The sequence below is a fragment of the Bacillus cereus group sp. TH152-1LC genome, assembly GCF_027710505.1.
Lineage (GTDB): Bacteria > Bacillota > Bacilli > Bacillales > Bacillaceae_G > Bacillus_A > Bacillus_A mobilis.
Window position 1 is genome coordinate 74193 of sequence record NZ_JAQFNK010000010.1, and the last position, 26884, is coordinate 101076.

The following is a 26884-nucleotide window of genomic DNA, read 5'->3' on the forward strand; positions in this document are numbered from 1 at the left end:
TGCGTTTAAGCCTTTTTGAATCGTCCTAATATCTTTTCAAGTAGTGAAAAGAGAATTTCATCCTTTGTTATAAAGAGGATAAGGGCATATGTTAATCCACATGTCATTATTACTAGGATAACTTGTAGTATTTGCCCAGATACGAGCGTATCAATAACGAATGCTATCGGGACAAATGTCAGTGAATAAAATAGATATTTCAGTTTTTGTATATCGAATAACGTATAATTCACTTTTAATTTCTTTTTCACATAAATATATTCAAATGTGATTAAGAAACAATTCGCAATTGTTGTTGTGAAAATTGCGGTTGTTGGTGTAAGTACATGGAAGTATATTAGTGCAATATTGGATGCTAAGTTGATAAATCCGCAAATGAATAAAAATCGCACTAAAATGCTTTCTTTCTTTTTCACATAAATAATTTGATTCGATAAAATGGACTCAATACCGACTGTAATCATATAGAAAGCGAAAACAATTAATGTATTACCAGCCTCAGCAAATTGTTGTCCACCGTAAATAACAACAGCTCCATGAGCAATGAGCATTAGACCAATTGAGGCAGGGAATAGGGTAATGAAATATACTTTTGAGATTTTGTTTAATAATGATTCGTATTCCATTTCAGATGCGTTCCCTGATAAGTAAGACAGTCTTGGAACGGTTACTTGTACAACACTTAACATAAGTGTATTAATAATCATCATAATTTGAAAAGCCATTACGTAATATGCAACTTCTTCTTTTCCAATATATACCCCTAAAACAAGACGATCTAATTGAGTATATAAAATATTAGCATTTGAAAAAATCAAGACTAATAGTAACGGTTTTAAATGAGGAATAATCGTTAAGTCGGAAAAATCAAATTTCACTTGGCGTTTCACATATATAAAGCTAATAGAGTGGTTTAAGAATGTCGATAATACTAATAAACCAGCATATGTTTTGTAATCGTCGACCCCATGAATGAAAGAGAAAAGAAGTACGACGTAGATTAATCGAACGATAACTGTTTTTTTAGTGATGAAGTCATAATTTTCATATGCCTCATTGAACCATTCTACATAAAACATGTTAGATATAAAATTAAAACCGAAAATAAGAAGAACAGGAAATAGACTTTCATGTCCGTATCCAATATAACTAAAGAGCACAAAGCCTGATAAAGCCAAAATACTAGTTGTGAAATTAATTACATATAGACTTGTAAATAACTTAGAAACTTTCTTTTTATCGTTCTTAATTAAGCTAATTTCACGTAAACCATATTGATATACACCAAATACGGCGAACACGAAGAAGTAATTGAAGAAAGTTTCAGCAATATTAACGGTTCCGATTGAATTTGCTCCTAATGTTCGATATGCGTAAGGACCAACTAAAATTGGGAGTATAATATTAAACGTGTTGAGCAGTATTTTGTAAAAAATATTTGAAGCAATTGATTTCTGCATAATTTCACCTTTCCATTAAAATAATCCAGTTTCATTAAAATACTTGCTATGTCATAGTAAGGTTTTTAACCACAGTTAATTCTTTCAATATTAATGAAGTGTAAGGTGTTTTCTACACGATTTACAAATCCTTAAATTGTTTTGTTGACCACCCGTATAAGTGTACCCTACATAAACTTTGTAAAGCAACTGTTGATGGCATAGAACCGTATTGTAAATGGGTTTTTATTCATTAGAAAAAGCTAAGAAGGAGTAGGTATGTATAAAAATATTACATAATATGTGTGAAAAGGAGTAATTGTTGTATGAAGGGGTGAAATTGTTTATAAAAAATGAGCGAATATGTGATAGCTATTCGCTCAAAAGATTTTTTAATGGTGAAGGTCTATATACTCCAAGGTTTACTTAAAGTTAGAACTTCAGCCATTTCCTTGCTCTTTATACGTCCTTTTTTTCTATTTTCTGCACGCTCAGAACCAGTTGTGTGTAGCCAATGTTCTTCTTCAGTTTCTGGTAGTACTTGTGGAACAGATGAAGGTTTGCCATCTTTTAATGCAACGAATGTAATGAAACATGTTGCAGCTATTCTACGTTCGCCTGCTAATAAATTCTCTGCAATTACTTTTACGAACACTTCCATCGAAGATTTTCCTGTATAACATACGAATGCTTCATAACAAACAGAGTCTGCTTGGTGAATGGGAGTTAAAAAATCAACAGAATCGATAGATGCCGTTACGCAATGCTTACGGCTATGTCTTGCAGCTGCAATTGAAGCGATACTATCAATTTCTGCTAATAATTTTCCTCCGAAAAGTGTTTGATGATTATTTAAATCATTCGGAAAAACACGTGTTGTTTTAATTGCTTTGGATTCTCGCATGAATTTCTTTTCCATATGGTCAGCCCCTATTTTCTGTTTTCAATCAGAATGACATGTATTGTAAGTGGAGTACAAAAAATTAAAAATCGATAGATATTTAATGAAGTAAAGAATTCCAGAAGAGGGTTAGTAAAACTTCTGTATTTGTATTCATGTAACTGAAAGAAAATTTATTACTATATAAAGTGTAGTGTAAAAGAGGCTTCGCTTACATTGCAAGTGAAAAAATTAGGACCCTGTATTTGTCATAGAAATTCCCTATCAGCTGTGTACCTATTCATGATAGAATCGTTTTGTTATGAATGAAAATAGAGGTGCAATGGACATATGAATCATATACAAACAAATTTTTCGTCTTTTTTCAGTAAAATAATGATCGGTGCGATGCTAGCATTTTTTGTTTATAGTTGTTGGTCAGCGTTTGAAACAAGTAAACAATTTTTTGGTGACAGTACAACAAGTGTAACAATTGTATTGGTTATTTTTGTTATTCTCATGCTGTTAGTGGCATCGATCTTACAGTATCGTTTTACAGAAAAACAATTTCTTGTTTTTCTTATAAGTACATCTATAATTGTGAGACTTAGTATGGTTCTATTTGTAGACGTTCCGATAATTGGTGATATGAAAGCTATGTTTGAAGCTGCAAAGCAGATTGCAATTGGTAATAACGTAGAGAACGTAGCGCAGTTACCTTTTATTATTTATGAATCAGTTATTATTCGTGTATTTGGCGATACAGTATTCGCATTGCAGTTATTTAATATTTTATTTTGCACAGGGACTGCATTTTTCATTTATCGTATTGCAGCAATCGTTTTTGGAGAAGAGTGCGGCCGGATTGCGTCTGTATTTTATGCTTTATATATTCCGAATGTATTTATGAGTACCTTATTAACATCAGAATCGCTCGCAATATTTTTATTTTATTTGGCTTGCTACATACTTTTATATAAAGGTTTAGATCATCCTTATATGTGGGTACTTTCAGCAATTTTATTTGCATGTAGTAATATGATTTTCCCAATGGGATTATTTCTTCCTATTTTTATTGCGGTATATGTGTTGTTAATTGAACTCTTTCAATCAGCAATGAAGCAAAAAGTACTATTAAAGATGATAGGGATACTTATTCTATTTTATAGTGCTCATTTTGGTGTGAGTTATGGAATTCAGTCAATGGGAATGTCACAATATACAATTTCAAATGAGACGTATGTTCAATCTGTTTTAATTGGAAAAGGTAAAAATGAGGAAAAAATAACAAAGAATCAAAGTGTGACAGACCATATCGATCAAAAGCTAAAAGAGATTGAAGAAGAAAGATTTAAACTTTTAAAGCCAGTAATTAATCAATTCTCTGGTGAGGGAATACATTCTATTCTATTTAAATGTGAAAAACTTATATATATAGCGGTAACAGTATTTATGTCTATAGCTTTATTACACTTTCTTATTAAGAAACAACAAAACGAAGGATATATGTTGTTCTTATTGTTAATTAGCGGATACGTATTGCTAAGACTCTTCCGAGTAGATATGGCATATTACAACCTTATGGTGCCAGCTTTGTTTATTTTACAAAGCTTTGGTGTTTATATGAGTTATGTGTATTGTCAAAAAATCTTCTTCAGAAAATAAAAAGAATCCAGTTTGGATTCTTTTTTTTATGGTTGGAAGATGAAGACTAAGAGTCAGCAGAGATAAAGAACCCCTACTGATGTAAGCCTCATTTTATCGGTTCAATTCTAGTTGTAAACTATCAGCTGTTAGAGCCATTTTTGAGGAATCGTCTTGAATTCCTTTCATTACTTGTGAAATGGTTTCTAGCTCATTTTCAATTTTTTTATTCTGTTCTTTCGAGTTAGACATGCCTTTTACAATTTCTTGGAAATATTGATCTGTTGCAGACATACCATCCGTTCCTTCAGATACGAGGGAGCTAATTTGTTTCACTGAAGAAGAGACACGAATAATTTGCTCATTTGTTTTTTCAACGAGCTTTGTAACGTTGAAGATAGATTCTTTCGTTTGCTCTGATAACTTTCGAATTTCTCCAGCTACAACAGAAAAGCCTTTGCCAAATTCCCCAGCACGTGCAGATTCAATAGCAGCATTTAGTGCGAGTAAATTTGTTTGCTCTGCAATTGATTTTACAATATCTATAATTTCGTTAATTTTGTTAGAAATATCGAGAAGCTCATGAGTATCTGTAATAATCGTTTCCATGTTCGTTTGAATGTATTCCATTCGTTTATTTTGCTGATTTAATTGCTCTTTACCTTTATTCGCTTTTTCTTCTGATGTTGTAGCTAATGATGTACCTGTTTTGGCAATTTCCACAATAGTTTCAGATTTAGCGGTTAACTGTTGAAGAGAAGCGCTCGTTTTTTCAGATACAGATGCTAATTCTGTTGCAATATGCGTAATAGTCATAGCTGTTAGTTCTTTTTCTTTTTCATGTTCTTTTTGTATTCTTTCATATTCAGATTCATAAGCCGAAATAACGAGTTCTTGTTCAAGGGTGAATAATTTGTTTATTACGTTTATAGAATAAGAAAAATCATCAATTGTTGTAATTTTAGTTTGCAAAATCTTCATGATAGAGCGGAATAATTCTTGGTAAGCGGCTGTATACCATTTTCTATGTAAACCGATTTGTACATGTCTTTTGGCAATTCTAACACGTTGTTCAATAAAATCTTCATGCATATCTCCGCTGAATAATTCTTTTATATGTGTTTTTAAAGTTTGCTTTAGTTTTGGAATAGAGCTATAACGTTCAATAATAGTAATTAAATTAGGTTGTTTTGTAATATTGGCATAAAATTTTTCCGTAATCCAATCAATTTCTTCATAAATAAAGGGCTGTAGTACCTTTACGATTTGTAAATCTTCTTTTGAAATATGCAGCATATCCATTTGAACTTTTAGTTCAGAATTAGTAGGCACGTTAAAAGTGATTTGTTGATCCTTACTTAATTCAAGTATACTGGCGTTTGTTTTATTTGTACGTTTTTTAAAAACCCCAAGCATCGTTCTTCCCCCTGTTTGTAAAGCGTTTTTATTTTTAGTTCTAATATAATTATATATTTTTATATACAATTACTCTACATTAGTGTGTAGAATAGTATATAAATTAAGAGAATTCTGTGTAGAATTCTCTTAGTGGCCTTTATTAATTTTAGCATGTGTTTTAAAGAAAACTGGGAAATGTACATTATATATTACAGTGACAACACGAATAATGAATGTTACTAATAAACAAACATAGAAAGCTAATACGTGTGCCCCCATTGCATATGTTATTAGGAAACTAATTGCTCCTAAGATAGAAGCGATTGCGTAAATCTCTTTTCGGAATACGTAGGGGATATCTTGAGCGCAAATGTCACGCAAAATACCGCCTCCAATACCTGTAATGACTCCCATTGAAACAACCAAAAATGAGGCGTCAACATGATGTGACATTGCCGCATTTGCACCAATAGCCGTAAAAACACCTAAGCCAACAGCATCAGAAAGCATGATAACGACTTGTAGTTTATTGATACGCTCAAAAAACATACAAGTAAATAATGCTGATAATACACTTACGAAAAAGTAAATGGGTTTAACAAATGCGACAGGAGGCAGGTTACCGATCATAATATCACGAATAATACCGCCGCCGAGCGCTGTAGCTACAGCTAAACAAAGGACACCGAATAAATCTAAATCTTTTTTTAAACCAACTAATGTACCAGAAATAGCAGCGGCGATAATGCCAAGAAACGTAAATATGTCGATTAATAACATTGCTGTAATCCCTTCCTCCTAAAGATGTTCCAGAGAAAAAATATACACTAAAGTTATGTAAATAACAATGCATTTTCGTTACATGTAGAAAAAAAGAAAGAATGAGGAAAGAAAGCGCTTGAAAATGCAAATATGCTTTTTTCTGTAAGGTAAGATTGGGGAGAAATGTGAGACGTTTAATTAAAAAATATATGTTATAATAAATATTTGAGATAAGAAAAAAATATTAACTGTATAGATTGAAATTAGGTAATAGTTATGGAGGTTCTAGATGTTAAGCGAAAATAGTAAAAGTAATAAATTTGAAAATTTTCTACTAATCTTTATTTTGTTGCAACCGATTTTAGATTTGCTTACAGCGTTCTGTATCATGGTTTTAAAAATTGATACGACTATTGGAGTTATTACACGCTTATTCGTTATGTTCCTAAGTGGGATATATATTTTAATTCAAACGAAGAAACAAGGAAATATAAAATATATATTGTATATAATATTGGTAGGAATAGTCTTCACCATCGGATTGGTAAATAACAAGCTTACAAAAAACCCTATGGTACTTACAGAAGAAATTAAGTTTATAGCAAAAGCGTTATATCCATTTGTTATGCTTACTTGTTATGTGTTTGTGTTTAAGTCTTTAAAAGAAAAAAGCCATTCAAAAATGCGCGACTATATTACGTATGCATCGTTAATTATAGGAGTAGTAATGGTAGCTTCGATTACTACTGGTACAGATTATAATAGTTATGAATGGGTAAAGTTAGGGTCACGCGGTTGGTTTTATGCAGGTAACGAACTAGGATCTATTTTAGCCATCATGTGTCCAATTGTTATTTTGTACTCAATTGAAAAAACAAAAAGTATAGGTAAAGCGTACTATTGGATTCCTTCAATTTTAGTTGTTTACTCATTATTTGCAATTGGGACAAAGGTTGGCGTAGGAGCAATCTTTGGGTCAATGGCTATCGCAGTTGTTATGTGCTTTATTCAAGCATTTACACAACGTAAAGACGGAAAGAAACATGCCTATTTATTAAATGGTTTTCTTGCAATAACTGTATTTGTAGGCATATTAGCATATACACCTTTTTCACCATTTATGAAAAATATGGGATTCCATTTCCAATTAATTGAACAAGAACAGAGTGCGAAAAAGGAAGAGAAAAAGAAGGAGGAAGCTAAAGAGCATAAACCTCCTGTGACAGAGCAAGAAAAAGAGAAAGAGAAAGCAAAAGAGAAAGTAGCGGAGAAAAAAGAAGAAACGCAAGCACTTATCTTTAGTGGGCGTCAATTATTTGAACAGATGTATAAAGATTTCTATACTGAAGCCCCAATGTCTCAAAAATTATTAGGAATGGGTTATGCTGGTAACTATAAAGAACAGCCGAAATTAATTGAACGTGACTTCCACGATTGGTTCTATTCTTTCGGAATCATAGGGTTCATTTTACTTGTAATTCCATTCTTATACTTTGGTATTAAATTTATTGCATGTATATTTACTAAATTTAAACAAATATTCACAGTGAAATATGCAATGGTGATTGCAGCGATACTTCTCGGATTAGGTATCTCATTCATAGCTGGTCATATTTTAATTGCACCAGGAGTGAGTTTCTACTTAGTATTACTCATGGCATATTTAATAGTTGACTTGGAAATTGAATGATAGAAAAATAAAAGCTAGCATAATGTTAGCTTTTATTTTGTTATAGTAAATAAAAAGAAAAAAATGGGGGATGTAAGAAATGAAAGTGTTGCATATGAATGCTGGTGCAGAAGAAGGTGGTGGGAAAACACATATTATTTCACTTTTATCTCAATTTTCAAAGGAAGAAGTGGAATTAATGGTATTTGAAGAAGGTGCGATTGCTAGAGAGGCGAGAAACCTTGGTATTCAAGTGCATGTTTTTACCCAATCATCTCGGTACGACCTATCAATTCTTTCAAAAATAAAAGCATTTATTAATGAAAATCAATTTGACATTGTGCATACACATGGCGCACGAGCAAATTTCTATCTCTCCCTCTTGAAAAAAGGTATAAAAGCGAAATGGATAATGACTGTCCACAGTGATCCAACTTTGGATTTTATGAAGAGGGGATTAAAAGGATGGGTATTTACGAAGTTAAATTTACGTTCTTTCAGGAAGGTAGATTTATTCTTTGCAATTACGGAAAACTTTAAGAGAAACATAATAAAACTAGGTGTACCAGAAGAGAAAATTTGTACGGTTTATAATGGAATTGAGTATGATAGTACTCCAGCCAACCCTTATGATAAGAGTGAATTTGGCATCGGTGAAGGAGTATTTACAGCTATTCAAGTAGCTCGTCTTCATCCTGTTAAAGGTCATGATATTTTATTTGAAGCGTTACAAAAAATTAAAATCCAAAATATGAAGGTGCTCTTACTTGGTGATGGACCTATAGAAGCAGAATTAAAAGAGATGGTGAAACAAAAGGGTTTAGAGGATAAGGTGATGTTTCTAGGTTTTCGTACAGATTCAAAAGAATTATATGCATCTGCACACATTAATTTGTTAACCTCTTATAGCGAAAGTTTCCCTCTGGTTTTATTAGAAGCGGCTAATCAGCGCTTAACATCTATTGCGACAAATGTAGGTGATATGAAAAAGTTAATAGTTGATGATACGTATGGATGGATTGTACCGATTGGTGATGCAGATTCGTTAGCAAACGCGTTAGAAAATGCTTATGAAAAATGGTTGAATGGTGAATTAGAAGCGATGGGAAATCGTTTATATAATCATGCGTCTACTCATTTCTCGCTAAAGAATTTGTATGAAGATACTTATAATGCATATAAAAAACTTTTACTGAAATAGAGAGGATAGTTAATCATGGAAGTAAAAACGGTTGATATTCTAGGTGTTCCTTTTTCTACAATGACAATGGATGAAACAATCCAATATTTGAAGGAACAACTAGAATTGGAGCGAACTCATACTTTTCAGGTAGTCACAGCGAATCCTGAAATTGTTATGTGTGCAAAAAAGGATGAAACATTCCATAAAACATTATTAAATACAGATTTAATTACACCTGATGGTATTGGAGTTGTAAAAGCAAGTGGTATGTTAGGTACACCTGTAAAGGAACGTGTAGCAGGTTTTGATTTAATGTGTAATCTATTTGCAAAGCTATCAGAGGAGAATAAACCGGTATCTGTTTTCTTACTTGGTGCAAAACCGCATGTTGTACAAGCTGCAGCAGATCATTTAACGAAGACGTATTCAGCTGTATCTATTGTGGGTACACAAGATGGGTATTTTAAACAAGAAGAAGAAGAGAATATCGTTTCTCGTATTCAAGAAGCAAAACCAGATCTATTGCTTGTCGCACTGGGTTTCCCGAGACAAGAGAACTTTATCCAAACTAACAAGCATCGTTTAGAAACGAAAATGGCTGTTGGAGTAGGCGGAAGTTTAGATGTATGGGCTGGAGAGGTAAAACGTGCACCAAAATGGATTCAAGCAATTAATTTAGAGTGGTTTTATAGATTATGTAGTAATCCAACGCGCTGGCGCCGTCAGTTAGTATTAGCGGAATTTTTAAAAGAAGTCATGCGTTCGAAAAAGTAGCGGAATATCGCTACTTTTTTTATTTGGCCATTTTGGATAAAGTGGGATTTTACTCATCCGCCACTGATTGTTAGACCTCACCAATCGGACGTTTAATGGCAGTTGGTCTTCAATTTAAACTCTTTGCTTCAGCTGAATTTTGAGGCGTGAGTCTTACAGCCCTCAAATAGTGTGATAAGTATTTTACTTTTGGGGAATGATGAAGGAGAATTTTTTGAACGAAAGTATTTTACTTATACAATTCACACATGTAAAATGATGTGTAAAGACAGCTGTGTGAGGAGGACTTCTTGTGGGCAAGGTGAAAGAAATTTCGAAGCGAAAGCTACTTGGAATAGCGGGGCTTGGATGGTTATTTGATGCGATGGATGTTGGAATGCTTTCATTTGTAATGGTAGCATTGCAAAAAGATTGGGGATTAAGTACGCAAGAAATGGGCTGGATAGGCAGCATTAATTCAATTGGTATGGCAGTCGGAGCGCTCGTTTTTGGAATACTATCAGATAAAATAGGGCGGAAATCAGTCTTTATTATTACATTATTACTATTTTCTATCGGTAGTGGTTTAACTGCCTTAACGACGACACTTGCGATGTTCCTTGTTTTACGATTTTTAATTGGTATGGGGCTTGGTGGAGAGCTTCCAGTTGCTTCTACATTAGTATCAGAGAGCGTTGAAGCACATGAACGTGGCAAAATAGTTGTGTTATTAGAAAGCTTTTGGGCAGGTGGATGGCTAATTGCAGCCCTTATTTCGTATTTTGTAATTCCGAAATATGGTTGGGAAGTTGCAATGGTATTGAGCGCGGTTCCGGCACTATATGCTTTATATTTAAGATGGAATTTACCGGATTCACCGAGATTCCAAAAGGTTGAAAAAAGACCATCCGTTATCGAAAATATAAAGTCAGTTTGGTCTGGAGAATATCGTAGGGCAACAATTATGTTATGGATTCTATGGTTTTCTGTTGTCTTTTCCTATTATGGGATGTTCCTTTGGTTACCTAGTGTAATGGTATTAAAAGGATTTAGTTTAATAAAAAGTTTCCAGTACGTACTTATTATGACGTTAGCTCAATTGCCAGGATATTTCACGGCTGCTTGGTTTATTGAACGACTTGGTCGTAAGTTTGTTTTAGTTACGTATTTAATCGGTACAGCTTGTAGTGCTTACTTGTTTGGAGTAGCGGAGTCATTAACAGTATTAATCATAGCAGGCATGTTATTATCCTTCTTTAATTTAGGTGCTTGGGGTGCATTATATGCTTATACACCTGAACAGTATCCAACAGTTATTCGTGGTACGGGTGCAGGGATGGCTGCGGCATTCGGACGCATTGGCGGTATTCTTGGGCCGCTATTAGTAGGATATTTAGTTGCTTCACAGGCTTCATTATCACTAATATTTACGATTTTTTGTGGAGCAATTTTAATTGGCGTAGTTGCTGTAATTGTACTTGGGCAAGAAACGAAGCAACGAGAACTAGTATAAGGTGAAACTGTAATCAGTGAGGGGTTTATCCCCCACTGATTACTAGCCAGCATCAATTGTGTTTTTGGGGCAGTAAAACTCCGGCTTCATTTTTTCGCATTCAGTGAGTTTTACTGTCAATAAATAATGGAATAAAAAGACAGGGGGGACCGTGACGGTTCCCTTTTTTCTGTTTTTTTAGATAAATAATGGTATAGTAAGAAAAAGGGAATATTCCTTATAAAAGCGAATGTATACAACAGGACATATGGACAAAAGAATTAGGTGGTTGAAGAAATGAAAATTTTACTGATCATGGAAGAAGTAGAAGAGCGAAGAAGTTTAGCTGAAAAATTCACTGAAAATATAAAGAATGTAGAATGTTTTGAAGCGAATACGGGAACAGAATCATTATTTATCATGAAAAAGCATACACCAGATTTTGTTTTCTTGAATTCAAAATTACTAGATGGAACTGGTTTTGAATATGCGAGTTTATTACGGGAAGTAAATTGTTATACGAAATTGATTTTTATGGGTGAAGATATAGAAGAGTCGATTACGGCATTTCGTTTTCAAGCATTCTATTATTTACTACGCCCATTTCGTGAGGAAGATTTGCAGTTCCTTTTATATAGAATGTGTAAAGAGCACGGCGAGAAAGCAAAGAGTTATTTGCGAAAACTACCGATAGAAGGTCAAGAGGGGATTAGATATATTTTCCCTGAAGATATTGTATATATAAGCAAAAATAAGGAGAATAAAACAGTTTCAATTTATACAACGAATAATCAGTATATTTCAACATATACACTTCAGGAGCTGGAAAATAAGTTAAATGCATATGATTTTTTACGCGTACATAAAAGTTATTTAATTAATATGTCATATGTACAAGAACTAAAACCTTATTATAATGGCACATATAATTTGTATTTAGATAAATATGATGAGCAACCGATTCCAGTTAGTCGGAATTACGTGAAAAAACTTCGAAATAAAATAGAATTATAGTAGATAATGCGAAATTTTTAACATGATAAACTAAAAATCCTTCATGATAAGGAGGATTCAAATAAAATATTCAGAAAATTTAGTGCAATCCCACTAAGCAATAGTATTGGGGGGATTGTATGTGAAAACATTGAAGTCGATTTTACTTTGGGGAGTTATTGCAGCAGTAGGAGCAGGTGCTTTTGGTGTAATAGCTTTATCACAAGGTGAAACTATTAATGCCGTGTGGCTCTTAGTAGCTGCGGTATGTGTGTATGCAGTTGCTTATCGCTTTTATAGTAGATTTATAGCGAGAAAGGTATTCGGTTTAGATAATAATCGGCAAACGCCAGCCCATACATTAAATGATGGAAAAGATTATGTTCCGACAAATAAGTGGGTATTATTTGGACATCATTTTGCAGCCATTGCTGGGGCAGGTCCTTTAGTAGGACCGATTTTGGCGGCGCAAATGGGGTATTTACCAGGGACAATATGGATTATTGTTGGGGTAGTTGTCGCTGGAGCTGTGCAAGATTTTGTAATTTTATTTGCTTCAATGAGACGGAATGGTAAATCTTTAGGAGAAATGATTAAAGATGAGATTGGTCCTGTTACAGGGCTTATTGCAATGATAGGTATTTTAGGCATTATGATTATTTTATTAGCGGTATTAGCATTAGTAGTAGTAAAGGCGCTTGTAGGAAGTCCTTGGGGGATGTTTACGATAGCAGCAACGATTCCTATCGCTATTTTAATGGGAGTGTACATGCGCTACATTAGGCCTGGACGGGTTGGTGAAGGGTCAGTAATCGGAATTATTCTACTTATACTGTCTCTTATTGGAGGACAGTATGTAGCAGAACATCCAACACTTGCAAGTATGTTCACATTTAGCGGTGAAACGATTGCTATTATGCTTATTGTATATGGGTTTATCGCATCGGCATTACCAGTTTGGATGCTTTTAGCACCACGTGATTATTTAAGTACATTTTTAAAAGTCGGAACAATTGTTGGATTAGCAATCGGTATTTTAATTGTAGCACCAGATTTACAAATGCCAGCAGTTTCGAAATTTATCGATGGAACAGGTCCTGTTTTCTCTGGAAACTTATTCCCGTTCTTATTTATTACAATTGCTTGTGGTGCGGTGTCTGGATTCCACGCTCTCGTTTCATCAGGTACGACACCAAAGATGATTGAACAAGAGGGACATGCACAACCAATCGGTTATGGAGCAATGTTAATGGAGTCATTTGTAGCCGCGATGGCGATGATTGCAGCTTGTGTATTAACACCAGGAACTTATTTTGCGATTAATAGTCCCGCAGCACTTATCGGTACGGATGTCTCGCAGGCAGCTCAAGTTATTTCTTCATGGGGATTTGCAATTACACCAAATGAACTAAAAGATCTCGCTGTAAACGTTGGAGAGCAAACGATTTTATCACGTACAGGTGGCGCACCGACGTTAGCGATAGGTATGGCATATATTTTCTCACAAGTAATAGGTGGAACGGCCATGATGGCCTTTTGGTATCATTTTGCAATCCTCTTTGAAGCACTATTCATTTTAACAACAATTGATGCTGGAACGCGCGTAGGCCGATTTATGATTCAAGATATTTTAGGACATGTATATAAGCCATTTGGGAAAACGGATTCTACATTAGCGAATGTAATAGCTACAACGTTATGTGTATTAGGATGGGGTTATTTCTTATACCAAGGGGTAGTAGATCCGCTTGGTGGAATTAACACATTATGGCCACTTTTCGGTATTGCAAATCAAATGTTAGCAGGTATTGCGTTATTACTTGGAACGACAATTTTGTTCAAAATGGGGAAAAAGGCATATGTTTGGGTGACACTTATTCCAACTGTCGGATTGCTTATTGTAACGATGACAGCGGGTTATCAAAAGCTATTTCATGAAAATCCTAAAATAGGATTTCTATCTCATGCAAAGGTGTTTCAAGGAGCATTAGATGAGGGGAAAGTGTTAGCGCCAGCTAAAAATGTCACTCAAATGAAACAAATTATTTTCAATGATTATATTGATGCAGCGCTTTGTGGGATTTTTATGATAGTTGTAATCGCTGTATTAATTTCTGCGATTCGAATTTGGATTCAAGTATTAAGAAATAAGCCAATGCCGCTAAAAGAGGCACCATATATTTCTAGAGATGAAAGTGAGTCGAGGAACTATTATGCTTAAACGACTACGGAAAGTATGGAGAAAAAGGAAACATTTTATTAGTTTACTTGTTGGGGTACCAAGCTATGAAACATATGTAGAGCATATGAAAAAGCATCATCCAGAAGAAGAAGTGATATGTCAAAAACAGTTTTTTGCAGAAGCGCAAGAAGCTAGGTTTAATGCAAAGGGCGGAAAGATATCACGATGTTGTTAATGAAAAGGGTGAATTTTCGCCCTTTTTTTGCTGTTTCACGTGGAACAGCAAAAATAAATAAAAAGCTTTGGGAATTATAGGTATCTCGTATACAATAAAATAAGGAAAGGGATAGATAGAAAAGTAGGGAGATTATTTTATGTTAAGGGACTTATTTGTAAACACAACAATTATTCTTTCCTTTATTTTTGTTGGAGGTCAGATTTTAAGAGATAGGCCGTTAAAAGAAGAGTTTTCTCTTTGGCAGAAGTGTGTAGTAGGTATGCTTACTGGAATATTAAGTGTACTATTGATGCATTTTGGTGTACATATTGAGGATATTATGTTGGATCTACGTTATTTAGCTGTTATTTTAGCAATTATCATCGGAGGTCCGATAGCTAGTAGTATAACAGTTACTATTATTTTAATTACCCGATTATTTTTTACTGAGTACTCTTTAGCCTCTGAATTGGCTTGTTATAGTATTGTATTAATAGGTGTTGGAGTTGTTTTTATTTGGCGGATGAAAGCTTCTACATTGACAAGGTGGATTTGGTTTAATGTATATAGTTTATTTATTTTAGTAGTGCCACTTTCTATTTTATTTAAGGATATGTCTATAGTAGCACTATATGTAGTTTGTAGTGTTGTTGCAGCATATATCACATTTATAAGCGCAAATTATGTATTGCAATCCAATGAATTATTTCAAACGATGAAGCAATATGCAACGATAGATGCATTGACAGGTTTAGGAAACGTAAGACAGTTTGATTTAGAAATGAATCGTCATATTAGTAATAAGCGTATGAAAAATGATTCACTTTGTTTACTACTTATAGATATTGATCACTTTAAGTGTGTAAATGATACGTATGGGCATCCTGCAGGAGACGAAGTGTTAAAGCAAATTGGATGTATTTTAAGAGAAATTTCATCATTTCCAGATTTGGCTTTTCGAAAGGGTGGAGAGGAGTTTGCACTTTTGATACCAAAGAAGGGATTAGCTTATGGAATGCGTATGGGAGAACAAGTTCGCACAGTTGTTGAAAATCATCCATTTCAATTGTTAAATGGGACAAAAATAAAAATTACAGTTTCAGTAGGTATTTCAGTGTATGAAGAATCACCAGAGCAATTTATTCAAGCTGCTGATGATGCATTATATTACTCCAAAAGAAATGGTAGAAATCAAGTTAGTTCTGCATCTTAAAGATAAGATGACCAGAAGATCTTATAAAAAAACCCACAGAGAGGGAATATATAAACTCTGTGGGTTTTTTTGTTTATAGATTAGACAAGTTCTTTTGATGCAACGAATTTACGATATGCACCGTGATGTGTTGGACCTACGTATTCGTTGATCTTGAATGAATAACGGATAGCAGCTGTAATAAACTCTTTCGCAGTTTTTACTGCTTCTTTCACAGGTTTTCCTTTTGCAAGTTCTGCTGTAATTGCAGCAGAATATGTACAACCTGCGCCGTGTGTATTTGTTGTATCGATTTTTTCTGATTCTAAAAGATCGAATGTTTCTCCATCATATAGGACGTCGATTGCAGTTTCTGTACCAAGCTTGCTACCGCCTTTAATTAGGACGTATTTCGCGCCTAAAGCGTGGATTTTTTTCGCTGCTTCTTTCATGTCTTCAAGAGAATTAATCTTTACGCCACTTAATTGGTAAGCTTCAAATAAGTTTGGTGTTACAACTAATGCCTTTGGAACAAGAACGTCACGTAAGCAATCATTCGTTTCAGGATGTAATGCTTCATCAGCACCTTTACATACCATAACAGGATCAACTACTACATTTTTAAAATTATGTTTTTCGATTGTTTCTGCAACCATTTCAATAATTTCTACTGATCCTAGCATACCTGTTTTTAAAGCATCTACGCCAACACCTTCAATTGTTGTTTCTAATTGTGGTTTTAATGTAGAAGCCGGGATTGGGAATACGTTATGCGCCCAACCGTTATGTGGATCCATCGTTACGATTGTCGTAAGAGATGTCATTCCGTATACACCAAGTTCTTGGAATGTTTTTAAATCTGCTTGTATACCTGCACCGCCACTTGTATCAGAACCAGCGATAGTAAGTGCTTTATTTAATGTCATTATGAAAGCCCCCTCAAGTGATATAATGAAAACTATGTTTTCACCATTATATCAATGTTACGAATAAGTACAAAGTGAAAAATAGATGATTTATTTTAGGAGCTATTGAAAATATTGTATGTAGGAGACGAGTTATGTTTCAAGAAAATCGTACCAATGAATTAGTTATATTAAAAGAGATTGCAGAGACGTTGAACACTTCAAATGATACATATCATGTGCTGCAAGCTGTATTGGAAAAACTATTGAATGTAACGGGTTTAACGACAGGATGGATATTTCTTGCGGATGAAAATGGTAGATATACGAAATTAATTGATTATCAATTGCCAGAGGGATTGAGATTTGAAAATAAACGACCGATGTGTGAGGGGAATTGTTGGTGTTTACACCGATTTGTGGAAGGGAAACTAGAGAGAGCCGTTAATATTATTGAATGTAAGAGAATTAATAATGCGATTGAATATAACTGGGGAGATACAGAAGGAATCGTGCATCATGCGACAGTGCCGTTAAAAGCTGGGGAAGATGAATTTGGCGTATTAAATGTCGCTAGCCCGGGTAAAACGCATTTTTCTGAAGAAGAATTAGTGCTATTACAATCAGTTGCGTTCCAAATTGGAACAGCATTAAAACGTACAAAATTGTATGAGAATGAAAAGAGAAGGGCTCATTATTATGTAAAGTTAGAACGTTTTATTCAAGCTTTAAGGACGATTCATAAATTTAATGCATTGCCTGAGGAGATTGTAAAACAAATAGGGAAGTTATTTCTATGGGAGCAAGTTGTATTCTTTAGTAGAGAAGAAAATGAACTTGCTGTAAGAGCTTCGTATAAGATAGATGAGTTGCAAGAGAATTTGAAGTCAGCGGCACAGGAAGCGCTGAAAAAAGAAGAACCTGTTTTGTTAAAGAGTCAGGTTGGGAATATCGTACATCCTAATCGTGCAGTTATTGCCATTCCCATACACATTCAAGATCATATATTTGGCGTATTAAGTGTAAGTTCGAATAATGGAGAATTTGATATAAATACGATCGATGTAGTACAAGCGTTAGCGAATCATATATCGTTAATGATAGAGAACTTAAGGTTAAATGAAAAACGCCGAGAACTTGTACGAATGGAAGAACGCAATCGCTTAGCTAGAGATTTGCATGATTCTGTTTCACAAAAGTTGTTTTCATTAACTTTCATGACGAAAGGCGCTGAAGCTGTCTTAAAAGGAAAAAATGAAAAGGTAGATCAGTCTTTGCATGAGATACGTGAGTTATCGCAAGGTGCCTTGAAAGAAATGAGGACGTTAATTTGGCAACTACGTCCAGCAGGATTAGAGAAAGGACTATTACCAGCTTTAAAACAATATGGTGAAAGTTTGGGATTGAAAATTCGGGAACAAGTTACAGGTGTTCGTGATTTGCCGCGCGTAGTAGAGGAAGCGCTATGGAGAATTGGACAAGAAGCTTTAAATAACGTAAGTAAACATGCGAATGTTAGAGAAGCGACGATTTATTTCAAAGTGACGGAGAAGACTGTATCATTAGAAATAGTCGATCAAGGAAGCGGCTTTGTAGAAAAGGATATAAAAGAGAAGAAATCACTTGGCATGACTACGATGCGCGAAAGAGTAGAATTAGTTGGTGGAACAATTAAAATTGTAAGTGATAAGAAAAAAACAAGTGTAAAAATAAACGTACCATTATGATGTGAAAATGAGGGAAGTTCGTGAAAATAAAAGTATTGTTAGTTGATGATCATACAGTTGTTTTAAAAGGATTAGCATTTTTCTTAAGTACACAAGAAGATTTAGAGCTAGTTGGAGAAGCAAGTAATGGGAAAGAGGCATTAGTGAAAGTAGGAGAGACTAATCCTGATGTTGTACTAATGGATTTATATATGCCTGAAATGGATGGTGTTGAGGCGACAGGGTGTATTAAAAAAGAATATCCGGATGTGAAAGTAATTGTATTAACTAGCTTTTCTGATCAGGCACATGTTTTACCAGCATTAAGGGCAGGAGCAAGCGGTTATATTTTAAAAGATGTAGAACCGGATCAACTTGTTGAAGCGATTCGAAGCGCATATAAAGGTAATATTCAATTACATCCTGATATAGCAAATGCTCTTCTTTCTCAAACATTACCTGTAGAAGAAAAGGAGGAAGAACCTTCTATTCAAGTGGATGTGCTAACAGCGAGAGAGAATGAAGTGTTGCAGCTATTAGCGAAAGGGATGAGTAATAAAGAGATCGCATCTGTTTTAGTTATTACAGAAAAAACGGTAAAAGCTCATGTAAGTAGTATTTTGAGTAAGTTGAATTTATCTGATCGCACGCAAGCGGCATTATATGCAGTGAAAAATGGAATTGTATAAGACAAAAGTCGTAAGACCTAGTTCGCCTTTAGAAGGTGGACTTTTTTTATGGAAAAATACGTCTATGTGAGGACGAAATTGTCTTGATATAAAGATAAAATATGTTTGTAAGCAACAAAACAACAATTACAAGGGATACCTTTTTTGAAAGCATATAACAACAGAAGAGTGAGTACTAGGAGGAAAAATAATGGAAACAGTTTTATTTGTAAAAGCAAACAACCGCCCAGCGGAACAGGCAGTTAGTGTGAAATTATACGAGGCATTTTTAGCAAACTATAAAGAAGCACATCCAAATGATACAGTAGTAGAACTTGATTTATATAAAGAAGAATTACCATATGTAGGTGTAGATATGATTAATGGTACATTCAAAGCAGGTAAAGGATTTGATTTAACGGAAGAGGAAGCAAAAGCAGTAGCAGTTGCTGATAAGTATTTAAATCAATTTTTAGAAGCTGATAAAGTCGTTTTCGGTTTCCCATTATGGAACTTAACAATCCCAGCAGTATTGCACACATATATTGATTATTTAAACCGAGCTGGAAAAACGTTTAAATATACGCCAGAAGGTCCAGTTGGTCTAATTGGAGATAAGAAGATTGCATTATTAAACGCGCGCGGTGGCGTATATTCTGAAGGTCCGGCAGCTGAAGTAGAAATGGCTGTTAAATATGTAGCAAGCATGATGGGCTTCTTCGGTGCAACAAATATGGAAACAGTAGTTATTGAAGGACATAATCAATTCCCTGATAAAGCAGAAGAGATCATTACAGCGGGTCTTGAAGAAGCAGCTAAAGTAGCAAGCAAATTTTAATTGAAAATAGAATCGTCACTCGAAAAAAGTAGCATTAACATATAAACGTTAATGCTGCTTTTTTATATTTTAAGTTCATCAGCTAGTGTTTCTAATTGAATTCGATCTTGTATGTAATAGGTCCTTCCGTCTTTTTGTAAGTAATTTTGTTGGCAAAACTGGTTTAATACATATAAAAGATGACGGTAGCTGACATTTAAGTATTCCGAAGCTTCGGTATGTTTCTCTGTATAACTGTTATTTTGTTCTGTTAATAGAATAAATGCCGCTAACCGATTTTCGAACGGATAACTATTATTTTTTGCGTAACTTTCTGTTCGGGTAATTGTTTTTTCGCCGATAAATTTACATAGTTTCTGTAGAAAGATAGGATCTTGCAATAAAAGATGCTGACATTCTTTAAGAGGGAGCGCCAAGCACATACAATCTTCAATCACTTCCACCGTTTTCGTAACGGATTCGACGCCGATTAACCCTAATTCCCCAATGAACGAAGGTTCTTGAATAAAGTTAATTAAGGAGACCCTCCCGTTTTTGTGACTCATATATATTTTTGCTTTCCCGGAAATTAAGTAATAAAGATAAGGAACATCAACGCCTTCATTACATATCCTTTCTTTCTTTTGAAAGGAGTGTAGTTCAGCATATGGTAAGACATTAAAAGAAAAAAGGGTATGGAAGTTGGAAGTTTGCATGTAATGAGAGATTTCTTCGCTATTTTTGCTAACTTTCATGTTTTCACCTCCTGTTTAGTATGAGATATCTCCTATTATGTTTACAAGAAGGAATGATACGATTTACGTAAATTTATTTTTGTAGAAAAGAGGGTGTGAAGGGCTTATGAAAAAATATAAAACATTGTTATTCGATGTAGATGATACATTGTTAGATTTTCAAAAGGCGGAAAAAGTGGCGTTACGTATGCTGTTTGAAGAGAGAGGGATTAATCTAACTAGAGAGGTTGAAGCGCAGTATAAAAAAATTAATAAACGCCTTTGGGAGGCTTTTGAAGAAGGGGAAATAAATCGAGATGAAGTCTTAAATACACGATTTTCGATTTTGTTGAAAGAATATGGGGAAGAGGTAGATGGGATATTATTCGAAAATAATTATCGTAGCTACTTAGAAGAAGGAAATCAGCTCATGCAAGGCGCGTTTGAATTTATAAGTCAAATTCAGAGTGATTACGATTTATATATTGTGACAAACGGTATTTCTCAGACGCAAGATAAACGTTTACGTAATGCAGGATTACATGCCTTGTTTCAAGATATTTTTGTTTCTGAGGATACAGGATTCCAAAAGCCGATGAAAGAGTATTTTGATTATGTTTTTGAACGAATTCCTAATTTTGCTCCAGAAAAGGGGCTCATTATTGGGGATTCGTTAAGTGCTGATATGAAAGGCGGATATGTAGCGGGAATTGATACTTGTTGGTTTAATCGAGAAAAGAAATCAAATGATAGCGAGATTGTGCCAACATATGAAGTGCAAAATTTTGAAGAGTTATACGCACTATTGAAGCAACGTGTGTAATAAAAATAGGCAGTGGAACTTTTGTCCCTACTGCCTACTTTTATTCGCTTGTAGCGTTGTTGTTTTTAGGAAGTGGAAATGCATTACCAATCGCTGCCGCTCCAAGCATCGGTAGTAGTAAATTGAGCGGGAAAAACATGAGCAATAGTAATGTTATTGCAATTGGTTTTCTTAATGCATAACTTGAAATTGCTGTCGTGACGATGGCTACCGAAGCAATTGGATCTATAGGGATAATGGATGCTATAGCATATCCGATACTAGATCCCGCAAATATAATGGGGAAAATGTGTCCACCGCGCCAACCTGTATTTAAACAAACGGCAGTAATACATAATTTTAAAACCCCTGAAAGAAGTAGTACCCAGAATGATAAATGGCTCCATTCAATGACTAAATCTTTTAATTGATGTTCTCCTGAGAATAACGTGTACGGGAGAAAAGTTCCTGTAATTCCTAATAAAATACCACCGATAATTCCAAGTGATAGTTTGTATTCTTTTAAGGGATGGATTAATTTCTCTAATGTGAATTCTAATTTGAAATAAAAGAAGCCAACTATAGCACCGATACTAGCAAGTGGTAGAAAGGCAATCCATTCATTAAGAGATAGGGAACCTTCTCCAAAATCAACGATAAAGGATCCACGATTATCGAATTTACTAAGTAATAAATAAACGGAAAAACCAGAGAAAGTGGTAGCTAAATATACAATTGCTTTTTTTCCTTTAGAAAATTCGTTAATTCGCTCACCTTCATTTTCATTTGGAGCTAAATAACCGAATAATGGTGCGTTAAAAATTACACTTAAAGTAGCACCAATTCCAACCTCTGTTAGTTCATTCATTCCTTTTAATGCGAATGTAAAGCGATCTCCTATCCATGTACAAAGTCCACCGATAATGCCAACAAGTGCTGCTTCGGGACCTAAGCTAGCTCCAAATATTAAAACGATAATCGCAGTTAAAGTAGATTTATGTACGAAACGGTATTCAATTCTACCTGTTTTTTTATATTCACCCATCACTTCCGGCATAAGACGTGGATATGTGCCGAAGTATTTTTGAGTTAAGCCGACGAGAATACCACCGATAGTTGTTACACAAATAGTGTAATACGGAGGAGCAGAGAAAATAGTAGGTAAGTATCCCCAAATAAAGTGAATGCCGATATTTATTGTAACTAAAAATAGCCAGACTGTTGCTCCTACTATAGAGCCTAAAAGAATGCCGTATAGGACGAGTATATAGTGCATATCCTTTGTATTTGTCATGTTATACCTCCGTTATGTAAGCTTTAATGTCGAAAGGATTCAATATGCTACTGTGAAATGAATATGTATAGTATCTTTTTGAGAGGTTTGCTTATTCAATATATTGAGGTCTCGTGAGAATTTGAAATGTATACAGTTAAACTACTTACTTAATTCTATATAGTAATCGTGGGTTTTAAAAGGTCTTTTTCAAATGAATATGGAATATATTTCTTTTGTTATGTATGTCAAATTCTTCGTAGTTAATTTAGAACATTCAGAAAAAGTGATTGACATTAGGAAATTATTGCTATAAAATCAACGGTAATTGCATAGTCTTATCAAGAAAAGGTGGAGGGACAGGCCCGATGAAACCTTGGCAACAGCCGTATAACGGAATTGTGCCAAATCCTGCAGGTAATAAATCCTGAGAGATAAGAAAGAGCCTTTAGAGCGTGTTTTCAAACTGCTCCTTTCTTGTTTTCAGGAAAGGAGCAGTTTTTTTATTTTGTATAAAAGAAAGGAGAATGAGAGATGGGAGAATCATGGGGAAAAGGAACAATTTGTGTGCAAGGTGGCTATACACCAAAGAATGGCGAACCGCGTGTTTTGCCACTTTATCAAAGTACAACGTATAAATACGATACTTCGGACGATTTAGCAGCACTATTTAATTTAGAGGCAGAAGGATATATATATACGCGTATTGGAAATCCTACTTTAGCTGCATTTGAGCAAAAATTAGCGGATTTAGAGGGTGGTGTAGGGGCTGTTGCAACGGCTTCTGGGCAGGCTGCTATTATGCTTGCTGTTTTAAATATTTGTAGTAGCGGAGACCACCTGCTTTGTTCTTCCACAGTGTATGGCGGGACGTTTAATTTATTTGGAGTGAGTTTGCGTAAGCTTGGTATTGATGTTACGTTCTTTAATCCAAATTTAACTGCTGATGAAATTGTGGCCCTTGCTAATGATAAGACGAAACTGGTTTATGCAGAATCGCTAGGAAATCCAGCGATGAACGTTTTAAATTTCAAAGAGTTTTCAGATGCAGCGAAAGAGTTGGAAGTACCTTTTATCGTGGATAATACATTAGCAACTCCTTATTTATGCCAAGCATTTGAGCACGGAGCAAATATTATCGTTCATTCTACGACGAAATATATTGATGGTCATGCAAGTTCTTTAGGCGGTATTGTCATTGACGGAGGGAACTTTGATTGGACAAATGGGAAATATCCTGAACTTGTTGAACCGGATCCAAGTTATCATGGCGTAAGTTATGTTCAAAATTTTGGTGCAGCAGCCTATATTGTGAAGGCACGTGTTCAATTATTAAGAGACTACGGAAACTGTATGAGCCCATTCAATGCGTATATTAGTAATATCGGCTTAGAAACGCTGCATTTACGAATGGAGCGTCACAGTGAAAATGCTCTCGCAGTTGCTAAGTGGCTTGCTAATCATGAACGTATTGAATGGGTGAATTATCCGGGACTAGATAGTAATGAAAATTACTCGTTAGCACAAACGTATTTGAAAAAAGGTGCTAGTGGTGTTTTAACATTCGGCATTAAGGGAGGATTAGAAGCTGCGAAAGAATTTATCGCAAATGTAAAACTAGCAACTCTCGTAACGCATGTAGCAGATGCGCGAACTTGCGTTATACATCCTGCTAGCACGACGCATAGACAATTAAGTGCTGAAGATCAGCGTTTAGCTGGCGTTACATCAGATTTAATTCGTTTATCGGTTGGTATAGAAGATGTTTCTGATATTATTGCTGATTTAGAAGCAGCGCTAGTCGGAGGCAAAGAACATGCCGATCATAATTGATAAAGATTTACCAGCTCGCAAAGTGTTGCAGGAGGAAAATATTTTTGTAATGACGAAGGAGCGAGCAGAAACACAAGATATCCGGGCATTGAAAATTGCTATATTAAATTTAATGCCTACAAAGCAAGACACAGAAGCGCAATTACTTCGTTTAATTGGCAACACGCCGTTGCAATTAGATGTTCATTTACTTCATATGGAATCACATTTGTCCCGTAATGTAGCAAAGGAACATTTAACGAGTTTCTATAAAACATTCCGTGATATTGAGAATGAGAAATTTGATGGGCTGATTATTACAGGAGCACCAGTTGAAACTCTTTCTTTCGAAGAGGTAGATTATTGGGAAGAGCTTAAACGTATTATGGAGTATTCAAAAAAGAATGTAACATCTACGCTTCATATTTGCTGGGGGGCGCAGGCTGGTTTGTATCATCATTATGGTGTTCCAAAGTATCCTCTTAAGGAAAAAATGTTCGGTGTATTTGAACATGAAGTCCGTGAGCAACACGTGAAATTGTTACAAGGGTTTGATGAATTGTTTTTTGCCCCGCATTCTCGTCATACAGAAGTAAGAGAGAGTGATATTAGAGAGGTGAAAGAATTAACATTATTAGCAAACTCTGAGGAAGCGGGTGTTCACCTTGTTATTGGGCAAGAAGGAAGGCAAGTATTTGCGCTCGGGCATAGTGAATATAGTTGTGATACGTTAAAGCAAGAATACGAACGGGACTGCCAAAAAGGGTTGAATATTGATGTGCCGGAAAATTATTTTAAGCATAATAATCCAAACGAGAAACCGCTTGTGAGGTGGAGAAGCCATGGGAATCTATTATTCTCTAATTGGCTGAATTATTACGTGTATCAAGAAACCCCTTATGTATTATAAAAAAAAGATTGTGTAACACGTGGCAACGTTTTCTTTGTAAAGATTAACTTATATTTTTCCGAATGTTCAAAAAACATTGTTTTTCAGATTTTTTACTCATATAATTTCATCTAAACACAATTTTTGAGGGGTGGACAGTATTATGAAGGAAATTCAAGTGGGCTTATTAGGCCTTGGGACAGTTGGTAGCGGTGTAGTTCGTATTATTACAGATCATCAAGAGAGACTCATACACCAAGTAGGTTGTCCTGTAAAAGTAACGAAAGTACTAGTACAAAATATTGAAAAAGAGAGAGAAGTAGAGGTACCTTCTACTCTATTAACACAAGATGCAAATGAAATTTTAGATAATCCAAATATTGACGTTGTCATCGAAGTGATGGGTGGCATTGATGATGCAAAAGCATATATTTTGCAAGCCTTACAAAGCGGGAAGCATGTTGTAACTGCCAATAAAGATTTAATGGCGTTACATGGGGCGGAACTCTTAGCGGTAGCAAAAGATAATAAAGCAGACTTGTTTTATGAAGCAAGTGTAGCTGGAGGAATCCCGATTTTACGAAGTATCGTAGAAGGACTTTCTTCAGATCTTATTACGAAAGTAATGGGAATTGTAAATGGAACGACAAATTTTATTTTGACGAAAATGTCAGATGAAGGGAGAGCATATAACGACGTGTTAAAAGAAGCCCAACAACTTGGATTTGCAGAAGCAGATCCAACATCAGATGTGGAAGGTTTAGATGCAGCAAGAAAAATGACGATTTTGGCTACCCTTGGTTTCTCTACAAATGTAGAGCTTGGAGATGTGAAGGTAAAAGGAATTACTTCTATTACAGAAGAAGATATTGAATACAGTAAAAGTTTAGGCTACACGATTAAATTAATCGGTCTTGCGAAGCGAGATGGTGAAAAATTAGAAGTTACAGTTGAACCAACGCTACTTCCAAATACACATCCCCTTGCGGCCGTACAAAACGAATATAATGCTGTATATGTGTATGGTGAAGCGGTTGGAGAAACGATGTTTTATGGACCAGGTGCAGGAAGCTTACCGACAGCAACAGCTGTTGTTTCAGATTTAGTAGCTGTCATGCAAAATATTCGATTAGGTGTAAACGGAAATAGTGCGGTATCCCCGCAGTATAAAAAGGTATTAAAAGAGCCAGACGAAATTGTTGTGAAGAAATTTTTAAGACTTCATGTAAAAGATGAAATTGGTGTATTTGCAAAAATTACTTCGTTATTCTCTGAGCGTGGTGTTAGTTTTGAAAAGATTATTCAAATGCCGCTTGAAGAGAAAGGAAAAGCTGAAATTGTAATTGTAACGCATCGTGCGTCTCTTGCTGATTATGATTATATTCTACATACATTGCAATCGTATGAAGAAATAGATTGTTTGAAAGCAAATTACCGAATTGAAGGAGATGCAAAGTAGCATCTCCTCTAATAA

At 34.9% G+C, this 26884-nt stretch carries 23 protein-coding genes, 1 pseudogene and 1 riboswitch; of the genes and pseudogenes, 16 read left to right on the forward strand and 8 right to left on the reverse strand.

Annotated features, from left to right (window positions below):
* Positions 1-5: 5 nt before the first annotated feature.
* Both PDL00_RS20990 and PDL00_RS20995 read right to left on the reverse strand, forming a co-directional pair.
* Entirely contained in the window at positions 6-1460 is a 1455-nt protein-coding gene (locus PDL00_RS20990; RefSeq protein WP_242253638.1) for an oligosaccharide flippase family protein, read from the reverse strand.
* 385 nt (positions 1461-1845) lie between these two features.
* The gene (locus PDL00_RS20995) at positions 1846-2358 is read right to left on the reverse strand and encodes an acyl-CoA thioesterase (protein ID WP_242253640.1); all 513 of its coding nucleotides are present in this window, start codon (positions 2356-2358) and stop codon (positions 1846-1848) included.
* A 312-nt stretch (positions 2359-2670) separates the two neighbouring features.
* Between PDL00_RS20995 and PDL00_RS21000 the strand changes: the two genes are divergently transcribed.
* Complete coding sequence (locus tag PDL00_RS21000; protein WP_270730994.1) at positions 2671-3984, forward strand: ArnT family glycosyltransferase; 1314 nt, start codon at positions 2671-2673, stop codon at positions 3982-3984.
* 93 nt (positions 3985-4077) lie between these two features.
* On the opposite strand, the gene PDL00_RS34890 is transcribed toward PDL00_RS21000, so the two are convergent.
* From PDL00_RS34890 to PDL00_RS21010, 3 genes and pseudogenes are all read right to left on the reverse strand, one after another.
* A complete protein-coding gene (locus tag PDL00_RS34890; RefSeq protein ID WP_442868344.1) occupies positions 4078-4779 on the reverse strand; it encodes a methyl-accepting chemotaxis protein in 702 nt (233 codons plus the stop codon).
* 54 nt (positions 4780-4833) lie between these two features.
* Positions 4834-5379: pseudogene (locus tag PDL00_RS34895) on the reverse strand (protoglobin family protein); the annotation flags it as partial.
* 129 nt (positions 5380-5508) lie between these two features.
* Positions 5509-6141 carry a trimeric intracellular cation channel family protein gene (locus PDL00_RS21010; protein WP_000924376.1) on the reverse strand — a complete coding sequence of 211 codons (633 nt, stop codon included), beginning with the start codon at positions 6139-6141 and terminating at the stop codon, positions 5509-5511.
* 271 nt (positions 6142-6412) lie between these two features.
* Here PDL00_RS21010 and PDL00_RS21015 point away from each other — a divergent pair, with 271 nt between their 5' ends.
* The 8 genes from PDL00_RS21015 (at position 6413) to PDL00_RS21050 (ending at position 15825) form a co-directional block, all read left to right on the forward strand.
* Positions 6413-7813, forward strand: a complete 1401-nt coding sequence (locus PDL00_RS21015; RefSeq protein ID WP_270730998.1) for an O-antigen ligase family protein — start codon at positions 6413-6415, stop codon at positions 7811-7813.
* A 79-nt stretch (positions 7814-7892) separates the two neighbouring features.
* The gene (locus PDL00_RS21020) at positions 7893-8993 is read left to right on the forward strand and encodes a glycosyltransferase family 4 protein (protein WP_242254395.1); all 1101 of its coding nucleotides are present in this window, start codon (positions 7893-7895) and stop codon (positions 8991-8993) included.
* Positions 8994-9008: 15 nt separating this feature from the next.
* Positions 9009-9749, forward strand: a complete 741-nt coding sequence (locus PDL00_RS21025) for a WecB/TagA/CpsF family glycosyltransferase (RefSeq protein WP_242254397.1) — start codon at positions 9009-9011, stop codon at positions 9747-9749.
* 292 nt (positions 9750-10041) lie between these two features.
* Positions 10042-11241 (forward strand): MFS transporter, encoded by a 1200-nt coding sequence (locus tag PDL00_RS21030; protein WP_242254399.1) that lies wholly within the window; start codon positions 10042-10044, stop codon positions 11239-11241.
* A gap of 276 nt (positions 11242-11517) precedes the next feature.
* On the forward strand, positions 11518-12234 hold the full coding sequence (locus PDL00_RS21035; protein WP_061680084.1) for a LytR/AlgR family response regulator transcription factor: 717 nt from the start codon (positions 11518-11520) through the stop codon (positions 12232-12234).
* Between the two features lie 121 nt (positions 12235-12355).
* Complete coding sequence (cstA, locus tag PDL00_RS21040; protein ID WP_098342282.1) at positions 12356-14434, forward strand: carbon starvation protein CstA; 2079 nt, start codon at positions 12356-12358, stop codon at positions 14432-14434.
* Entirely contained in the window at positions 14427-14630 is a 204-nt protein-coding gene (locus tag PDL00_RS21045) for a YbdD/YjiX family protein (protein WP_242254401.1), read from the forward strand. The genes cstA and PDL00_RS21045 overlap by 8 nt, the downstream gene beginning before the upstream one ends.
* Before the next feature lie 139 nt (positions 14631-14769).
* Positions 14770-15825: a GGDEF domain-containing protein gene (locus PDL00_RS21050; RefSeq protein ID WP_242254403.1), complete on the forward strand. Its 1056-nt coding sequence runs from the start codon at positions 14770-14772 to the stop codon at positions 15823-15825.
* Positions 15826-15905: 80 nt separating this feature from the next.
* On the opposite strand, the gene pdxK is transcribed toward PDL00_RS21050, so the two are convergent.
* Positions 15906-16730, reverse strand: a complete 825-nt coding sequence (pdxK, locus tag PDL00_RS21055) for a pyridoxine/pyridoxal/pyridoxamine kinase (RefSeq protein WP_000174251.1) — start codon at positions 16728-16730, stop codon at positions 15906-15908.
* Positions 16731-16864: 134 nt separating this feature from the next.
* On the opposite strand from pdxK, the gene PDL00_RS21060 reads away from it, so the two are divergent.
* The 3 genes from PDL00_RS21060 to PDL00_RS21070 all read left to right on the forward strand — a co-directional run bounded on the left by PDL00_RS21060 (position 16865) and on the right by PDL00_RS21070 (position 19921).
* The gene (locus tag PDL00_RS21060; protein ID WP_242254405.1) at positions 16865-18436 is read left to right on the forward strand and encodes a GAF domain-containing sensor histidine kinase; all 1572 of its coding nucleotides are present in this window, start codon (positions 16865-16867) and stop codon (positions 18434-18436) included.
* Between the two features lie 20 nt (positions 18437-18456).
* Positions 18457-19104, forward strand: a complete 648-nt coding sequence (locus PDL00_RS21065; RefSeq protein WP_242254407.1) for a response regulator — start codon at positions 18457-18459, stop codon at positions 19102-19104.
* Between the two features lie 190 nt (positions 19105-19294).
* The gene (locus PDL00_RS21070) at positions 19295-19921 is read left to right on the forward strand and encodes an FMN-dependent NADH-azoreductase (RefSeq protein WP_063262381.1); all 627 of its coding nucleotides are present in this window, start codon (positions 19295-19297) and stop codon (positions 19919-19921) included.
* Between the two features lie 62 nt (positions 19922-19983).
* On the opposite strand, the gene PDL00_RS21075 is transcribed toward PDL00_RS21070, so the two are convergent.
* On the reverse strand, positions 19984-20655 hold the full coding sequence (locus PDL00_RS21075) for a transcriptional regulator YeiL (protein WP_242254408.1): 672 nt from the start codon (positions 20653-20655) through the stop codon (positions 19984-19986).
* 106 nt (positions 20656-20761) lie between these two features.
* On the opposite strand from PDL00_RS21075, the gene PDL00_RS21080 reads away from it, so the two are divergent.
* Entirely contained in the window at positions 20762-21457 is a 696-nt protein-coding gene (locus PDL00_RS21080; RefSeq protein WP_242254410.1) for a YjjG family noncanonical pyrimidine nucleotidase, read from the forward strand.
* Positions 21458-21497: 40 nt separating this feature from the next.
* Here PDL00_RS21080 and PDL00_RS21085 read toward each other — a convergent pair whose 3' ends face one another.
* Positions 21498-22730, reverse strand: a complete 1233-nt coding sequence (locus PDL00_RS21085; RefSeq protein ID WP_242254412.1) for a chloride channel protein — start codon at positions 22728-22730, stop codon at positions 21498-21500.
* A gap of 314 nt (positions 22731-23044) precedes the next feature.
* Positions 23045-23150: riboswitch (SAM riboswitch) on the forward strand.
* 93 nt (positions 23151-23243) lie between these two features.
* Between PDL00_RS21085 and PDL00_RS21090 the strand changes: the two genes are divergently transcribed.
* The 3 genes from PDL00_RS21090 to PDL00_RS21100 all read left to right on the forward strand — a co-directional run bounded on the left by PDL00_RS21090 (position 23244) and on the right by PDL00_RS21100 (position 26869).
* Complete coding sequence (locus PDL00_RS21090; RefSeq protein ID WP_016085402.1) at positions 23244-24542, forward strand: bifunctional O-acetylhomoserine aminocarboxypropyltransferase/cysteine synthase; 1299 nt, start codon at positions 23244-23246, stop codon at positions 24540-24542.
* A complete protein-coding gene (gene metA / locus PDL00_RS21095; RefSeq protein WP_270731011.1) occupies positions 24526-25431 on the forward strand; it encodes a homoserine O-acetyltransferase MetA in 906 nt (301 codons plus the stop codon). The genes PDL00_RS21090 and metA overlap by 17 nt, the downstream gene beginning before the upstream one ends.
* A 142-nt stretch (positions 25432-25573) precedes the next feature.
* Positions 25574-26869 carry a homoserine dehydrogenase gene (locus tag PDL00_RS21100; protein ID WP_242254416.1) on the forward strand — a complete coding sequence of 432 codons (1296 nt, stop codon included), beginning with the start codon at positions 25574-25576 and terminating at the stop codon, positions 26867-26869.
* The last annotated feature ends 15 nt before the right edge of the window (positions 26870-26884 follow it).

What these genes read in the sequence shown, in the direction of transcription:
- PDL00_RS20990 (WP_242253638.1), bottom strand. Translation starts at nt 1,460, where the DNA reads ATGCAGAAATCAATTGCTTCAAATATTTTTTACAAAATACTGCTCAAC.
- PDL00_RS20995 (WP_242253640.1), bottom strand. Translation starts at nt 2,358, where the DNA reads ATGGAAAAGAAATTCATGCGAGAATCCAAAGCAATTAAAACAACACGT.
- PDL00_RS21000 (WP_270730994.1), top strand. Translation starts at nt 2,671, where the DNA reads ATGAATCATATACAAACAAATTTTTCGTCTTTTTTCAGTAAAATAATG.
- PDL00_RS34890 (WP_442868344.1), bottom strand. Translation starts at nt 4,779, where the DNA reads ATGACTATTACGCATATTGCAACAGAATTAGCATCTGTATCTGAAAAA.
- PDL00_RS21010 (WP_000924376.1), bottom strand. Translation starts at nt 6,141, where the DNA reads ATGTTATTAATCGACATATTTACGTTTCTTGGCATTATCGCCGCTGCT.
- PDL00_RS21015 (WP_270730998.1), top strand. Translation starts at nt 6,413, where the DNA reads ATGTTAAGCGAAAATAGTAAAAGTAATAAATTTGAAAATTTTCTACTA.
- PDL00_RS21020 (WP_242254395.1), top strand. Translation starts at nt 7,893, where the DNA reads ATGAAAGTGTTGCATATGAATGCTGGTGCAGAAGAAGGTGGTGGGAAA.
- PDL00_RS21025 (WP_242254397.1), top strand. Translation starts at nt 9,009, where the DNA reads ATGGAAGTAAAAACGGTTGATATTCTAGGTGTTCCTTTTTCTACAATG.
- PDL00_RS21035 (WP_061680084.1), top strand. Translation starts at nt 11,518, where the DNA reads ATGAAAATTTTACTGATCATGGAAGAAGTAGAAGAGCGAAGAAGTTTA.
- PDL00_RS21045 (WP_242254401.1), top strand. Translation starts at nt 14,427, where the DNA reads ATGCTTAAACGACTACGGAAAGTATGGAGAAAAAGGAAACATTTTATT.
- PDL00_RS21050 (WP_242254403.1), top strand. Translation starts at nt 14,770, where the DNA reads ATGTTAAGGGACTTATTTGTAAACACAACAATTATTCTTTCCTTTATT.
- pdxK (WP_000174251.1), bottom strand. Translation starts at nt 16,730, where the DNA reads ATGACATTAAATAAAGCACTTACTATCGCTGGTTCTGATACAAGTGGC.
- PDL00_RS21060 (WP_242254405.1), top strand. Translation starts at nt 16,865, where the DNA reads ATGTTTCAAGAAAATCGTACCAATGAATTAGTTATATTAAAAGAGATT.
- PDL00_RS21070 (WP_063262381.1), top strand. Translation starts at nt 19,295, where the DNA reads ATGGAAACAGTTTTATTTGTAAAAGCAAACAACCGCCCAGCGGAACAG.
- PDL00_RS21075 (WP_242254408.1), bottom strand. Translation starts at nt 20,655, where the DNA reads ATGAAAGTTAGCAAAAATAGCGAAGAAATCTCTCATTACATGCAAACT.
- PDL00_RS21080 (WP_242254410.1), top strand. Translation starts at nt 20,762, where the DNA reads ATGAAAAAATATAAAACATTGTTATTCGATGTAGATGATACATTGTTA.
- PDL00_RS21085 (WP_242254412.1), bottom strand. Translation starts at nt 22,730, where the DNA reads ATGACAAATACAAAGGATATGCACTATATACTCGTCCTATACGGCATT.
- PDL00_RS21090 (WP_016085402.1), top strand. Translation starts at nt 23,244, where the DNA reads ATGGGAGAATCATGGGGAAAAGGAACAATTTGTGTGCAAGGTGGCTAT.
- metA (WP_270731011.1), top strand. Translation starts at nt 24,526, where the DNA reads ATGCCGATCATAATTGATAAAGATTTACCAGCTCGCAAAGTGTTGCAG.
- PDL00_RS21100 (WP_242254416.1), top strand. Translation starts at nt 25,574, where the DNA reads ATGAAGGAAATTCAAGTGGGCTTATTAGGCCTTGGGACAGTTGGTAGC.